We start from the raw sequence: 14,140 nt of genomic DNA, 5'->3' as shown, positions 1-14,140 counted from the left end.
TGCTTTGTTTAAGCATTTAACAAGGAGGTTATTATGCCGCGCCCTCGCCGAACTCAAATCAGCCTTGAAGATACGCCTTACTATCATTGTTGCAGCCGCGTGGTGCGGCGAGCCTTTCTGTGTGGTGATGATGCCTACTCGGGTAAGAATTATGACCACCGCCGTGGTTGGGTGGAATCGTTATTGTTTGAACTGGAAGCTGTTTTTGCCATTGATGTGGCGGCATTCGCCATCATGAGTAATCATTTGCATCTGGTGTTGCATATTGATATAGAGACAGCAAACCGATGGACAGACAGAGAAGTGCTTGAGCAATGGCATAAGCTGTTCAAAGGTGATGAGTTAACCCGCAAATTCACCCAGGGTGAGCTGATTGAAGCGCATGAAGTTCCCAGGCTGAAGCATACTATTGCGATTTATCGCAGCAGGTTATGTGACATCAGTTGGTTCATGCGTTGTCTCAACGAACCGATAGCGCGTCAAGCCAATCAAGAGGATAACTGTACCGGCCGATTCTATTCGCCGCCATCCCTGGCGCTCTCCCTGCGGGCCAGCTAAAGCTGTTCAAATTTATTCCGGATAAATTTGTGGGAGGGAAGATTTAAGTCACAAACCTTACTCGATGAAGCCGCGGTGTTAACCTACATGGCCTACGTTGACCTCAACCCCATCAGAGCCAAGATGGCCGATACGCCTGAGCAGTCAGAGCATACCAGCATTCGGCTACGTATTCAGGCCGCTTTGAAATGCGAACAACCCGCCAAGCTACTGCCCTTTATCGGTAATGAATGCGATAACCAGCCCAGTGGTATTGCGTTTGAGCTCAAAGATTATCTTGAATTGGTGGATGATACCGGGCGCTGTATTCGCGATGATAAACGTGGTTCGATAGGTGAAAAGAGTGCCAAGCTACTGATGCGGTTGAATATCCCTCATGAGAACTGGCTCAAGCTTACCACTGAATTTGGAAGACTATTTCGTGGGCCGGTAGGCACCTTGCAAGAGCTCAGCTGTTACTGCGAACACTTGGAGAAGCGACGACGGCATTTTGCAACCAGTTGCCAGTACTTTCAAACGGCTTGAACCCCACTCTATCTCAACCGCAGTCATTAAAATCCCCTGAACATGGGTAGGGCTAGCACGGCTCAAATCTCGCATTTTTGCGTGAAATCGGTTCGATTTCATCAAACCTCTGCAACTCATGGATATCTTTCGGCCTCAGCGTACTCAAATCACCTAGCGCTGCTTGAACGCAGACTGAAAGAAGATTAAGTTATTGTTTTACAGTGGGTGGCTTGATTTTTTTGGATTCCGAAACAGATTGGCCAGTGTTCCGCAGAAAACTGGCCACAATTTACAGACCTACTTATAGATTTTTCAGGGCTTATGAAAGATTTGAATGTCCCATCTTTTATATTTGCCTTTTATTACTTCATTCTTTTTAATATATATGTTAGGTTAAGCTCACCCAAGTACACAACAAATAGGTAGTAATCTTGAATAATCCGACTAATATTCGTGCATTGTTTGAATCATTAGCAAATCTTTCAGTGCCATTAGAAAGAGTTTTTCATATTGCAATTACTGAAATAAAGAATGATGGCAGCATTTCAGAGAAGTATAAAGAAGAGCTTTTGAACGCTACAAAATCTCTATTATTTAATAGTTTAGAACTTCATGATTATGTAGGTAAAAAAGATGTGAGCTTTAACATAATGAGTGGCGGAGAATCTGAATACAATAAGATTAGAGAAATATACAAAACCGCATTCCCAAGTGAAAAAGATGAGGGCATAAATTTACATCAACACATCGAAAGACTTAGTTCAAAGTAATGCAATAACATTTAGCTAAGTCATCGATAAATTTATTTTTTTATTTAAACAATTCTCTAAACATACGATTAGGATTCTTTAAAAAAGCTTGTGTTATTTGATAGGCATCTGTTTCTTCATAGTTTATGAGATTAAATCCATCTTCAGATACTCGATAAATAGTAGAATTGGGATAAGAGAGAAGAATTGGGGAATGTGTGGCTATGATAAACTGTGATTTTTTTTGAATCAGCTGATTAATGGTTGCCATGAATGTCATCTGTCTAGTTGGTGACAGTGAAGCTTCAGGTTCGTCTAAAATAAACAAGCTGTTACCTGAAAACCTGTTAAGCACTAAACTCGGTAGTGTTCATAAATCTGTGTCATTTGAGTAATATACACCCAAAAGGATATTCAAATGACCAAACCTACATTCGACATGGAAGCCGCCATTGAAGCTCTGCGTGCAGGTAAAGACCTGACCGGCGTTGTTGATCAAATCATTCGCTTGAACGCAACTGCCCCTAGGCTTTCAGCTGCTTTACGAGATTTTCTGGCGAACAGGCATACCCAGTCTTATGACTTTGTTTAATGCCTTAACCCCAGCCAATGCCTCACCCACTTGCCCGTTATAGTCACGCAAACTTAATTTGGCGCTAATGAGTTGTTTGTAGCGATACATGGCGGTCTCAGATAGGGAACGCTGATGGTAGTGATTCATCAATTTCCATTGCTTCAACTCTCCGGCCTTAAGTGCATCCACTGCTTCATTTCGAGGATGCCCTTGAAAAATATGGACACCCAGCGTTAATGGCGTACTAATTAGTCTCCGACTATGCTTTGTTTAAGCATTTAACAAGGAGGTTATTATTCCGCGCCCTCGCCGAACTCAAATCAGCCTTGAAGATACGCCTTACTATCATTGTTGTACCCGCGTGGTACGGCGTGCCTTTCTGTGTGGTGATGATGCCTACTCGGGTAAAAATTATGACCACCGCCGTGTTTGGGTGGAATCGTTACTGTTTGAACTGGAGGCCGTTTTTGCCATTGATGTGGCGGCATTCGCCATAATGAGTAATCATCTGCATCTGGTGTTGCATATTGATATAGACAGAAAGAAGATTAAGTTATTGTTTTACAGTGGATGGCTTGATTTTTTCTTTTTACATCAGTTTTCATTTATTAACAAGTCAACTAACTGAAGCGCTACTTGAGGCGTGATACCTCTCGGGGAAGTAATGGAAAGCATCACAGAAGAAATTATCGGAAAATACATAGATGTAGCTCAGTATAAGGAGTTGAGTGATTTTATACCTGACAAGAAGTTGGAGATAGTTGAAATAATCCAGCCAGAAGAGGTAACGGCTATCCGTGAAAGGTATAACCCTTATCTTGAAGGTATTGATGCAAACCCCATTGCGGTCACCCTAGGCGATGAAATGATTTTTGTCGGTAGTGGTCCAAAAAATGCGGGCAATGTGTACTACGTAGATATAGAGTTTGGTGTTTTCAAGTTACACAACTCTATTTCTAAGTTTTTAAGTGCAATCAAATTCTAGCAAGACCATGTTACATTACTGCTGGACTTGGTAACGCTTGGAAAATTCGTACAATTACAACAAGAGTTATGGGCATAGTAGTTTTTACTGTATTTTTAATTTAAATGGCTGAACATCGGCTTGCAAGACTACATGCGACATTTTTCATCCTTGATACTAATCTCGGGAAAGGTCAGTAGGCGCGAAGTCTAACAGTTCATATAAACCTATACAGCTTAATTAAGACATCAAAAGAAATGGGAATGGATATGGAGTACAGCAGAGAAAACATTGAGCAACTGCTAGAAGGGAAATTGCGGCAAGCTTTAGCTGACTTTGGCGAAAAAGAGCTAAGGATCATTGATGTAGGCGTGTTTCCTTGGCACTCGGAGATCAGCGTATCCTTTCTCTTCAGCGAAGATTCGGCAGAGGAGGATGATATTGCGGCATGGCCGCATTTTGATTACTCCAAGATATTTGCAGGTGATTGGGAGCAAGCCAGAGAATTAGCCAAGACAATGAATGACATGTGGGCTATCAATAATGATCCAATCCCATTCTTCTCGGATTTCGGTTCTGCATTAACATCTGACCGAATATCGAGCGTTATAAAACGGTTCAATCTGGCGCCGGACTTTAGGATACAAGTCCTGAACCCAGATAACCCTAATAGTAAGAATTTCTGCACCTAGTGGATGCCGTAACCCTCTGTCAAATGCGGCACTACAGGTATTAATAAAACAAGCCGTCATATGAACCTTATTCGACAGCATAGGTTTACTGGCCAATGGTGAATGTTTGCCCATGTTTTGTCGGTAAAACTCAACCAGCATGAGGCTGTTAATTAATCTAATACTCCAGAAAACACTAGGCTTGATACCCACAGGGAATCACTAACTCAGGACGGATAAATAAGTGAACGAAGCAGTAATACTGAAATTAAGGGCTCTGATGACATGCATCAGGGAGAAGAGAACCGCTGATGCAATCGACTTGTTGCAGATGAATTCAGAGCTGGTTCGATTACAAACGCCACTGGGCAGCGTGCTTCATATTGCGGCTGATAATAACAACTTGGCATTGTGCCAGGCTTTGGTCAAGCTGGGAGCCGATATCGATAGCAAAGATAGTATCAGTGGCAGTAGTCCAATCCATAGGGCTGCTTCGAATGGCAACGAAGATATTGTGAACTACTTCATCGGCCTTGGCGCAAGACTCGATATTTCTGAGCCAGACCGCAATCCCCTTTTTACTGCAATACATTATGGTCACCTCCATATTGTGAAGCGGCTAGTGGAGGCGGGTATAGATACAAGGGTCCGATATACCGGCCAGACGATGAAGGACATGGGAGCCCTTGAGTTTGCCCATGAATGGGGGCGCACTGATATTGCAGACTATATCCAGTCCATTAGCTAACTCCCTCCCCCACTATTTTATTGTCAATAAGCACTACATATTAGTAACTGTCATTTTTCCAGGCCTTATCAGTGCGTTAATTCAACAAGGCCACAAGCCAAGGAAATCATCAAAACTCAGATACGAAAAAGCCCGCCTGTTTGCACAAGCGGGCCTCTCTGAATATGGCAAAGGAGCAGAAGTTTGAACCCTGCATGACGGCGCTATAAACCCAGCAATCCCCGGAAATCCCCCAAACAACACCAAACGAATAACAATCAGCAAAACTCATACACGAAAAAGCCCGCCTGTTTGCACAAACGGGCTTCTCTGAATATGGTAAAGGAGCAGAAGTTTGAACCCTGCATGACGGCGCTATAAACCCAGCAATCCTCGGAAATCCCCCAAACAACACCAAACGAATAACAATCATCAAAACTCAGATACGAAAAAGCCCGCCTGTTTGCACAAGCGGGCCTCTCTGAATATGGTAAAGGAGCAGAAGTTTGAACCCTGCATGACGGCGCTATAAACCCAGCAGTCCCTCGGAAATCCCCCAAACAACACCAAACGAATAACAATCATCAAAACTCAGATACGAAAAAGCCCGCCTGTTTGCACAAGCGGGCCTCTCTGAATATGGCAAAGAAGCAGAAGTTTGAACCCTGCATGACGGCGCTATAAACCCAGCAGTCCCTCGGAAATCCCCCAAACAACACCAAACGAATAACAATCAGCAAAACTCAGATACGAAAAAGCCCGCCTGTTTGCACAAACGGGCTTCTCTGAATATGGCAAAGGAGCAGAAGTTTGAACCCTGCATGACGGCGCTATAAACCCAGCAATCCCCGGAAATCCCCCAAACAACACCAAACAAATAACAATCAGCAAAACTCAGATACGAAAAAGCCCGCCTGTTTGCACAAGCGGGCCTCTCTGAATATGGCAAAGGAGCAGAAGTTTGAACCCTGCATGACGGCGCTATAAACCCAGCAATCCCCCGGAAATCCCCCAAACAACACCAAACGAATAACAATCAGCAAAACTCAGATACGAAAAAGCCCGCCTGTTTGCACAAGCGGGCCTCTCTGAATATGGTAAAGGAGCAGAAGTTTGAACCCTGCATGACAGCGCTATAAACCCAGCAGTCCCTCGGAAATCCCCCAAACAACACCAAACGAATAACAATCATCAAAACTCAGACACGAAAAAGCCCGCCTGTTTGCACAAGCGGGCCCCTCTGAATATGGTAAAGGAGCAGAAGTTTGAACCCTGCATGACAGCGCTATAAACCCAGCAGTCCCTCGGAAATCCCCCAAACAACACCAAACGAATAACAATCAGCAAAACTCAGATACGAAAAAGCCCGCCTGTTTGCACAAGCGGGCCTCTCTGAATATGGCGGAGGAGCAGGGATTTGAACCCTGGATGGGCTATAAACCCATGCCGGTTTTCAAGACCGGTGCATTCAACCACTCTGCCACCCCTCCGGAACGAGGCGAATAATATATCTAACATAAAGGCGTGTAAACCTTTAATAAATCATTTCGTTCCAATTGCTTATTCGTTAGTCAAAGCGGCTTTTAGTTGAACATTCCAGCCTTGCAAGCCCTTGGAAATATACTGACGATATGGAGTTCCCAGTTTTGCCGCTCTGATGAAATTCAGTTCATGCCCCTACCTCCGAAGCCTCGTAATACCTTTCTGTTTCGGCTGTATCTTGTGCTAATCCGAAACTTACCCAGTCATTACATCGACATCATTGGCATGGCTATGGCCTTAAGCGCTTGAACTATCAGATTCTCGAACTCGTTAATAGCTAGAGAACCTTTGAGTCTTACTTCTGGGGGGCTTGATCTTGAGGCTCTAATTTACCCTCAAGGAAGGGGCTGAGTTCGACGGGAATAACCTGCCTGACCTTGTGCAAATCTTGTACAAGTCTGTCGTGGCGTCTGGCCTAGATTCAATCATAGACACCGCCTATGTTTGTACCAGCCTTTATCCCCTCCAGGCGCCAAAAGCCGACAGTGCTGGCTGAACCACTCACAATCATTCGAAAGATTGTGCCTAGAAAAGCAAAAACCCGACCATAAGGTCGGGTTTTTTAAATCTGGCGGTGAAGGAGGGATTCGAACCCTCGATACGTTGCCGTATACACACTTTCCAGGCGTGCTCCTTCAGCCACTCGGACACCTCACCATAGTTGGACTCTTGAGTCTCAACGGGGCGCTACTATAGAGAAGTAGGCAGACCGGGTCAATCTTTTATCGCGCATTCTCATTCGTTCGCTTGGTTTTTAGCCGCAACAAGTTGCTTCAGTGTCATCGCCTTAAAGCCTCCTCATCAGCATACGTCGAAGTCCACATCAGTATTACGAATATAATATTTTTCATACTCTTTATCTGGAATTTGATCTCCATCAACAAATCACTTGGTTGAGTTTCTATAATCGTCACCGTGTTAATAAGCGATGTAACTCGGCGCACTCATACAAATCACACCTTTTGAATGCGCGGCAACACAAAGTTAACCCGATTAACGGTTGCCTGAATTATCACACAGTCTTTTTAAGGACGATTGAGATGTGTAGAAGTTACTCTTTAAAACGGACACAGCCTTGGCTGCCCTTTTACGCTATTGCCGCTTATATACTGCTGGTGCCTACCGGCCAGGCCGACGAAGCGATGGAGATCATCGCCGTCAACGGCACCCGCTATCAGGATGATTCTGTGTTGGCTCTAAGCCATACCGGTCAGAGTCTGACGGTTATCAGCCGCGACATGATAGTGTCGGCTGGTGCGGTGGATATCAATGAAATCCTCAACCAGTTTGTGCCCGGGCTATTTGCCAACGGCCGTAATGGCCGCCATACGGATACCGACTACTCGCTTCAGGGCAGTCGTCCTGTGGATATACTCTGGCTATTGGACGGCAATCGCCTCAATAACCGCCTCTATGGCTCCACCTATACCGACAGTATCAACCCCATGATGATAGAGCGCATTGAGGTGATCAAAGGCGCTCAAGGTTTGATCTACGGCTCGGATGCCATTGCCGGAGTAGTCAATATCATCACCCGCGACAGTCATGGCGAGCAAGGCGGCGAAGTTAACTTAAGCGCCGACACTCTCACCAGTTATGATCTCGGTGCTTATGTCAGTGGCGGCAGCGATACCTTAAGCTACAGCCTCAGCGGCAGCTCCAGTCAATCTGACGGTTACGCATTCTGGGAAGATGACGAATACTCGCCGGTAGCCGCGGAAGATAAAGACCGGGGTTATCGCATGATGAACATAGGCGGTAAGCTCAATTGGCAACCCGCTGCCGAGCACAAAATCACCCTGTTCGGCCAATACAATAATGGCGTACTGGAAAGGCCTTTGGCCTACAGCGCCATCGTCTCGGAAAACGAGCGCAAACAGACTCTGGCCTGGCTCGGCTGGCAATATCAAGCAACGGATAAGCTGAGCCTGGAAACCCGGCTTCACTATCAAAACTGGGACTCCTATTACTCTGAAATCACCCTGGAGCCGGATGGCAGCATGACTATCCCTTACCGGGATGCCTACTGGGGCTTTACCGACAAGGGCGCCAAGGTAAGCGGTCGTTACCGGGCCGATTCGGGTGACAACTGGCTCGGCGGCGTAGAGTGGCAAAGCTATTATGGCGCCGATGAAGTGATGGAGCTGCAAGCGCCCACCGACGATACCAAAGCCGCCTTTTTGCAATACAAGCCGAATTTTTCCGCTCTGCCAGGCACAGTGCTGGCGTTAGGGCTCAGGTATAACCGCCTGGCCAACAATGAAGACAAATGGGTGGCGTCACTGGGACTTGAGCAGGAGCTTGGGCAAAACTGGCAACTGAAAGCCGCCGTGGGCAATGGTTTTCGGCAACCCACTTCATCTGAGCTATGGGCCAAGGTCGGCACCCTGGGCAACCCTGATCTTGAGAGTGAAGAGAGTATCAACACCAATTTGACACTGGTTTATCAAGGCGACTTTACTTTCAGTGTCGAGGCCTACTGGCGTGAAACCGACAACCTGGTGGACAAACGGGAAATTGCTACCAATGTTTGGCAGTACGCCAACCTGGATGGCAAGGTTCGGGCTCAGGGGCTGGATATTCAATACATCATGAACCCCGCCCAGGGCTGGCAACTTGAGTTATCCGGCAGTTATAACCGTGCCCGCGAGCGCGACAAAGATCAGCAGATAGAGCGGATCCCGCAATACATGGGCTTTGCCCGCCTCAGTTGGGATGCCACTGATTCACTGAATGTTTATCTTCAGGGACGTTATGTGGGTGAATTTACCGATTATGGGCTCAAGGCCGGCGACTATCTGCTGACAGGCATAGGCGCCGACTGGTGGTTGACCGCCAGCCAAAACCAGCAGTTAACGCTGCGGATAGATAATCTGTTTGATGAGGACAACACCAGCGCTATTTTCAAACATGGCCACAAGGCCGAGTACCCTATTGCCACTCTGGGCGCTCCGCGAACGGCGCAAGTAATCTATCGTTATCTGTTCTGAGAGTTGCCTTATTTAAAAGCCGCAACCCCATTGGAGGCTGCGGCTTTTATTTCTGCTCGGCTTTTTAATTGTCTTTGCCCGACTAACTCAAACCGGCAAGATGATCCTTACATCCAAGCCACGTTCAATGCCCGGTTGAATACTCAACTTACCTTTATGCAGCTCGACGATTTGAGCACTGATAGACAAGCCCAGACCTGCACCGGATACCGACTCATCGGCGAACCGGAAAAAGCGCTCAGTCAACTGCCGACACTGCTCCAATGGCAGCCCAGGCCCTGAATCCAATACCTGAATAACCACTTGTTTGCTGTCTTGGCGACCCTCTTGCCAGCAACTGACTTTGATTGGCTGATCTTTGCCCGAATACTTGCAGGCATTTTCCAGCAGGTTTTTCAGCACCAGTTTCATATAGAAGGGATCGACCCTGACACACACCTCTTCCGGCAATTCCAGCTGCCAACTGTAATCGGCAATCAGCGGCAGCAATTGATCCAGCACCTCCTGCACCATTACCGCCACCGGCGTTTGCGCCACTTCCAGCTCGGACAGGGATTCCACCCGAGACAGTAACAACAGCTGCTCTACCATATGGGTCATCTGACCAATACCTGTGTCTATGGCATTAAGGTGCAGCTGCTGCTCGGCCTCTGTCTTGGCCTGTTGCCAGCCCTGACGGTGCAGTTTAATGACCGCCAGCGGGGTCTTTAGCTCATGCGCCGCATCGGCGCTGAAACGCCGCTCTCGCGCTAAATTATCACTAATGCGGGTAATATAGGTATTGAGCGCATCTTGCACCGGCACTAACTCTTTGGGTAGTTGCAACGCCAGCGGCCGCATATCCGCAGGGCTTCGGTGCTTAAGCCTGACGGCCAAACTGTCCAGAGGTTGCAACAACCAATAGGAGAGAAACACCATCAGCAACGCCACTGCCGGTACCACCAGCGCCGGACCGATGAGGCTGTTACCCATGATCTGCTCCACCAGCTCGCCACGCACATCGTCCCTTTGGCCGGTAATGATCCATACGCCCAGATCATCGGAGAAATAACTGAACAGATGCCACAACTCGCCCTGATAATAGTGTCTGTGATAACCGCGCTCGAACGGCGCCATGGGCTGAGAGTCGCTGTTATCAGAACGCGCCATCAACTGTTTGGCCGGGGTCCACATCTGATAGGCAAGCTTTAACTCATAACTCAGCTCAGTGGCATCGGCCTGCTCGGTAAATGTATTGGCCTTGCCCGGGTTGACGCTCAAAATCAGCGGTTTTTCAAGCATATCCAGCCGATGCTCTTGCCCCTGAGCACCATAGAACATCTCCAGCATCTTGGCACTTTGCAGCATCTGAGCATCGAACAGCTCTTCTATCTGGCGGCGAGAGTCCTGGGTGTTGAGGTAACTGCTGACACCAACCGACAAACAGATGCCAAGCAGCATCAATGCCATCATCACCACCCGCAAAGATATCCGGCTCATTCTACTGCCACCAAGGTATAGCCTATGCCACGTACTGTCTTGATAAGCTCATTGGCGGTTTTTTTACGTAAATGGTGAATATGCACCTCGATGGAGTTACTACCGACCTCATCCCAGCCATAGGTCAGCTGCTCAAGCTGATTACGGCTGAGCACCCGGCCACTGGACTGAGCCAGTTCAAGCAGCAATTGATATTCGCGCCGCGACACCTGAATATGATGACCGCGAAACAGCACCTGGTGGGCATCCATATCAATAACCAGAGCCCCCACTTCCAAACGGTTTTGATTAAGACCGTGTTGCCGCCTGACGATCGCCTTAATTCTGGCCACCAGCTCGCGTACATCGAAGGGTTTGGCCAGGTAATCATCGGCGCCGAGATCCAGGCAGGCAAGCTTGGTATCAAAGTCGGTGTTAGCGGTCAGCACTATAGTCGGGGTATCTATGCCGCGGCGGCGCCATTGGGTCAATAATTGACGGCCGTTACCGTCAGGCAAGCCCAGATCCAGCACTATAGCGCTAAAGGTTTCATTCACCACTGCCGCCTCGGCTTGTTTGATACTGGTGACGTGATCTACTTGCATATCCAACTTGGCAAGACTAAGCAAGATCCCCTGAGCCAACAACTCATTGTCTTCTATCAGCAATATTCTCATGGGTATAACATCCGGTTTAGGTTGCCCCTATTTCGCAGCAGCGCCGCGCCTGTGTCAAGCTGAAGGCAAGAATCAAGTGGCCCAGACAAGGTCCAAATGGCAGCATAGTTACAAATAGTCAAAGAGAAGACTGCTGATTTCGGCAATCGCAACTCATTGAAGAGGTTATCTGATGACGCGATACTCCAGTTGCTGCACCTTGAGAAAGTCTTCTGCCGCCGCGCCTTTTAACATGGCAAGGGTCGCCAACATGCCGGCTGTGATGCAGCTCGCGGCCTTAACCGTCACGCTATGGGGCGCGTCCTGTACAGGATAACCGCTGCGAGGATCCAGAATATGACCATAACGATGCCCCTGATGTTCGATAAAGCGGCGACTGTCGCCACTGGTGGCCAATGCGCCCACATCGAGCGACATCAGCTCCGCGGCTCGGTCAAGATTGACGGGATCTTCAATCCCCACCTGCCAGCATTTTTTCCCACTGACGGCGATATCACCACCGAGATTGACCAGCACCTCAGTGGTTGCGGCCCGGGTCATACACAGCCCGGCAACCCTATCGGCGGCATATTCTTTTACCAGGCCGCCGAAGTCCAACTGCATTGCCTCTGGCAGCATGATCCAGGGCGGATCAGCTATTTCTCGGGGGCTTTTATCTTCAGCACTGTCATCAAAATGGGAACTGAACTTGAGGTGTTGAAAGCCAACCCGGGACAAGGCTTTTTTGATATCAGTCGAACCCGGCAGTGAAGTTTCTGAACCCTTTCCCTTTTCAAAACACCAGAGCGCGAGCAGAGGGCCGGCGGTGATATCAAATAAGCCCTCACTCAGTTGCCAGCAGCGTTTGGCAAACTGCAGCAACGCCGCCGCCTCGCTGTCCAGTATAATAGGCGCTCCGGCTGAATGATTGAGCTGCCATAGCCAGTTGCCCGCTAAAAAGCGGCTGTATTTCTGCTCAAGCCTTTGGCATTCCTTAATGGCAGCTTGAGTGAGGCTAAGCGCCAAACGCTCGTCATCGCTTGCAATCAGTAACTCACAGGGGCTAGCCATCGAGCGAAAACGGCCACGAAAACCAAAGTCGGTACGGCTAAGGTTCATCTCTGGCGCTGAGGTGTGGCTCTTGATCAAAGGCAGCTTTCCTCTACTGTCTATTAACTAAAAACGGTAGCTGAGCTGGGCAATCACCGCCCTGAGTCTTGGAAACAGCTGCATATTGCCAAGCTCACCGGGCAGTAAGGTGCCGTTGTTTTCACCCTGCTGCTGATAATATTCCAGGCGGTAGCTGAGCTCGCGACCCTCGCTGAGCTTATGTCCGAGCTTAACTCCGACCGTATAGGCTTGCAGCTCACCAAGGCGGTGGTCTGCGCTGGCGAATTCAGCTGAATAGCCGGAGATTGAGCCCTCATTGCGGAGCAACAAGGGCCGATAAAAGGATGCCGCACTCTGGCGGTAATAACGCAGGTGCAACTGACCATAGAAGCCATCAGAGAAATAGTGCCTGAAGTGGCTCTCCAGCGTATGAGAATCCAGCTGCCAATCATCGAAAGTGTAGCGCCAGGAAAGATCCAGCACGCCCCTATCAAGCGCCCCCTTGAGCAGCAAAAACAGGCTTTGCTTTTGCCGTGAGTCCGGCCTGGATTCATAAAGGTAACTCTGGGTGACACCCAGATTGTCCACCAGGCTCAGCACCTTGTAGGGGTCTGTCTGGTACCCCTTAACCAGGGAAAACCCATAGTTGCCCTGCAACAGCCAGCGACGGTTGAGCACCTGGGTAAAACCCAGCAGCAGATCCAGGGTTTGCTTATGATCCGAGCCGCCTTCTCTACTTGCCTCAAAGGCTTGCCTGAAGGCCGTTTCCGAGTCGTAATCCACTCTTCTTGCCATGGTTGCAAGCGGCAAAGGTCGGCCGCCGACCGGATCTATGGTATCCAGGCCGTAAGCCAACGCCAGGGACGCGGTACTGTTGTTCTTGTTGAAGCTATGCTCCAGCGCGCCATTGACCCCGAGCGAAGTGTAATCATATTCCCGTGAGCCATAAAAGCCGCCTGCCAGCTGCCAGTTATTTTCAAAGAACTTATACCAATCGGCACTCAGTTGCAGTCGCTTATCATCAAAGCTGTCATCCAACACCTGCTCACCGGCGGCTATCTGATATTCGCCGTTGCCCGAAGGCCGGGTCAGGGTTTGGCTCTGTTGCTGCACCACGGCGCCCGTGGCCGATGCGCCGCTCAGGCTGTCGAACACCAGTTTAATATCCAGGCCACTGCTGTCATCAAATTCGCCTTTAGCCAGCAGAATTCCCTCAAGAGTTGTCACCCTGTCCTGCTCGCCATAAAACATCAATGCGGCTTCCAACTGCCAATCGGTAGCCTTGTCGGCACTGTTATCCGGATAGCTGAAGTTATCATCTCCGACATACGTCGCACCACTGGCAAGCAGTGAGCTGCTGGCCAGTGTCAGCGCTGCGGCAATATTGGTTTCGCCCTTTTGCCGCTTCAATTGCATCCGCAGCCTCCTCCGGCGAATGCGCGGCCACCACTGGCTCCCTCTTTGCTGAAGTAGATATGATCGTCCAGCGCCAAGTCCAGCCTTTCGTGTGCCAGCGACATATCCTCCCTCGCCAACTGATCCCGCTCCCAAGGTTCAACCCCGAGTTGAGCACAAGCTGTCAACCCAAGAGTGATAATAAGCGATAAGCCCAATAAACGAATCCTACGCATCTG

12 protein-coding genes, 2 tRNA genes and 3 pseudogenes are annotated in these 14,140 nt (G+C 48.7%); 8 read left to right on the top strand and 9 right to left on the bottom strand.

The features are described 5' to 3' along the window. Positions 1-33 precede the first annotated feature (33 nt). Both SIL79_RS15550 and SIL79_RS15545 read left to right on the top strand, forming a co-directional pair. A pseudogene (locus tag SIL79_RS15550) lies at positions 34-1,083 on the top strand (transposase). A 413-nt stretch (positions 1,084-1,496) separates the two neighbouring features. Continuing rightward, positions 1,497-1,835, top strand: a complete 339-nt coding sequence (locus tag SIL79_RS15545) for a hypothetical protein (RefSeq protein ID WP_144168744.1) — start codon at positions 1,497-1,499, stop codon at positions 1,833-1,835. A gap of 40 nt (positions 1,836-1,875) precedes the next feature. On the opposite strand, the gene SIL79_RS15540 is transcribed toward SIL79_RS15545, so the two are convergent. Continuing rightward, positions 1,876-2,142, bottom strand: a complete 267-nt coding sequence (locus SIL79_RS15540; protein ID WP_319619456.1) for an AAA family ATPase — start codon at positions 2,140-2,142, stop codon at positions 1,876-1,878. Between the two features lie 90 nt (positions 2,143-2,232). Here SIL79_RS15540 and SIL79_RS15535 point away from each other — a divergent pair, with 90 nt between their 5' ends. Then, positions 2,233-2,406: a hypothetical protein gene (locus SIL79_RS15535; RefSeq protein ID WP_319619455.1), complete on the top strand. Its 174-nt coding sequence runs from the start codon at positions 2,233-2,235 to the stop codon at positions 2,404-2,406. Here SIL79_RS15535 and SIL79_RS15530 read toward each other — a convergent pair. Next, a pseudogene (locus SIL79_RS15530) lies at positions 2,356-2,598 on the bottom strand (IS5/IS1182 family transposase); the annotation flags it as partial. The gene SIL79_RS15535 and the pseudogene SIL79_RS15530 sit on opposite strands and share 51 nt — an antisense overlap. Positions 2,599-2,683: 85 nt before the next feature. On the opposite strand from SIL79_RS15530, the pseudogene SIL79_RS15525 reads away from it, so the two are divergent. The 4 genes and pseudogenes from SIL79_RS15525 to SIL79_RS15510 form a co-directional block, all read left to right on the top strand. After that, positions 2,684-2,926 (top strand): annotated as a pseudogene (locus SIL79_RS15525) (transposase); the annotation flags it as partial. A 126-nt stretch (positions 2,927-3,052) separates the two neighbouring features. Then, positions 3,053-3,373, top strand: coding sequence for a hypothetical protein (locus SIL79_RS15520; protein ID WP_319619453.1), 321 nt, complete (start codon positions 3,053-3,055; stop codon positions 3,371-3,373). Positions 3,374-3,615: 242 nt separating this feature from the next. Then, entirely contained in the window at positions 3,616-4,044 is a 429-nt protein-coding gene (locus SIL79_RS15515; protein WP_101095064.1) for a hypothetical protein, read from the top strand. Between the two features lie 223 nt (positions 4,045-4,267). Next, the gene (locus SIL79_RS15510) at positions 4,268-4,771 is read left to right on the top strand and encodes an ankyrin repeat domain-containing protein (RefSeq protein WP_319619452.1); all 504 of its coding nucleotides are present in this window, start codon (positions 4,268-4,270) and stop codon (positions 4,769-4,771) included. A gap of 1,378 nt (positions 4,772-6,149) precedes the next feature. Here SIL79_RS15510 and SIL79_RS15505 read toward each other — a convergent pair. Further along, a tRNA-Ser gene (locus SIL79_RS15505) sits at positions 6,150-6,240 on the bottom strand. Positions 6,241-6,861: 621 nt separating this feature from the next. Next, a tRNA-Ser gene (locus SIL79_RS15500) sits at positions 6,862-6,949 on the bottom strand. Positions 6,950-7,332: 383 nt separating this feature from the next. Here SIL79_RS15500 and SIL79_RS15495 point away from each other — a divergent pair. Next, the gene (locus tag SIL79_RS15495; RefSeq protein ID WP_319619451.1) at positions 7,333-9,282 is read left to right on the top strand and encodes a TonB-dependent receptor plug domain-containing protein; all 1,950 of its coding nucleotides are present in this window, start codon (positions 7,333-7,335) and stop codon (positions 9,280-9,282) included. A gap of 87 nt (positions 9,283-9,369) precedes the next feature. Here the strand turns inward: SIL79_RS15495 and SIL79_RS15490 are convergent, their stop codons facing one another. From SIL79_RS15490 to SIL79_RS15470, 5 genes are all read right to left on the bottom strand, one after another. Next, on the bottom strand, positions 9,370-10,761 hold the full coding sequence (locus tag SIL79_RS15490) for an ATP-binding protein (protein ID WP_039035904.1): 1,392 nt from the start codon (positions 10,759-10,761) through the stop codon (positions 9,370-9,372). Further along, positions 10,758-11,417, bottom strand: a complete 660-nt coding sequence (locus tag SIL79_RS15485) for a response regulator (protein WP_039035905.1) — start codon at positions 11,415-11,417, stop codon at positions 10,758-10,760. The genes SIL79_RS15490 and SIL79_RS15485 overlap by 4 nt, the downstream gene beginning before the upstream one ends. A gap of 165 nt (positions 11,418-11,582) precedes the next feature. Then, the gene (locus tag SIL79_RS15480; RefSeq protein ID WP_039035922.1) at positions 11,583-12,515 is read right to left on the bottom strand and encodes an FAD:protein FMN transferase; all 933 of its coding nucleotides are present in this window, start codon (positions 12,513-12,515) and stop codon (positions 11,583-11,585) included. A 57-nt stretch (positions 12,516-12,572) separates the two neighbouring features. Beyond that, entirely contained in the window at positions 12,573-13,922 is a 1,350-nt protein-coding gene (locus SIL79_RS15475; RefSeq protein WP_162207262.1) for a DUF3570 domain-containing protein, read from the bottom strand. Continuing rightward, entirely contained in the window at positions 13,913-14,137 is a 225-nt protein-coding gene (locus SIL79_RS15470) for a DUF4266 domain-containing protein (protein WP_039035907.1), read from the bottom strand. Before SIL79_RS15470 ends, SIL79_RS15475 begins: the two co-directional genes overlap by 10 nt. Positions 14,138-14,140 lie beyond the last annotated feature (3 nt).

The sequence above is a fragment of the Shewanella indica genome, assembly GCF_033842865.1.
Taxonomy (GTDB): Bacteria; Pseudomonadota; Gammaproteobacteria; order Enterobacterales; family Shewanellaceae; genus Shewanella; species Shewanella indica.
Note: the sequence above shows the minus strand (reverse complement) of the source record. Positions and strands in the feature narration are given on the sequence as shown.

Excerpts from the sequence above, each read along its gene's own strand:
- SIL79_RS15535 (WP_319619455.1), top strand. The coding sequence starts at position 2,233 with ATGACCAAACCTACATTCGACATGGAAGCCGCCATTGAAGCTCTGCGT.
- SIL79_RS15520 (WP_319619453.1), top strand. The coding sequence starts at position 3,053 with ATGGAAAGCATCACAGAAGAAATTATCGGAAAATACATAGATGTAGCT.
- SIL79_RS15515 (WP_101095064.1), top strand. The coding sequence starts at position 3,616 with ATGGATATGGAGTACAGCAGAGAAAACATTGAGCAACTGCTAGAAGGG.
- SIL79_RS15495 (WP_319619451.1), top strand. The coding sequence starts at position 7,333 with ATGTGTAGAAGTTACTCTTTAAAACGGACACAGCCTTGGCTGCCCTTT.
- SIL79_RS15490 (WP_039035904.1), bottom strand. The coding sequence starts at position 10,761 with ATGAGCCGGATATCTTTGCGGGTGGTGATGATGGCATTGATGCTGCTT.
- SIL79_RS15485 (WP_039035905.1), bottom strand. The coding sequence starts at position 11,417 with ATGAGAATATTGCTGATAGAAGACAATGAGTTGTTGGCTCAGGGGATC.
- SIL79_RS15480 (WP_039035922.1), bottom strand. The coding sequence starts at position 12,515 with ATGAACCTTAGCCGTACCGACTTTGGTTTTCGTGGCCGTTTTCGCTCG.
- SIL79_RS15475 (WP_162207262.1), bottom strand. The coding sequence starts at position 13,922 with ATGCAATTGAAGCGGCAAAAGGGCGAAACCAATATTGCCGCAGCGCTG.
- SIL79_RS15470 (WP_039035907.1), bottom strand. The coding sequence starts at position 14,137 with ATGCGTAGGATTCGTTTATTGGGCTTATCGCTTATTATCACTCTTGGG.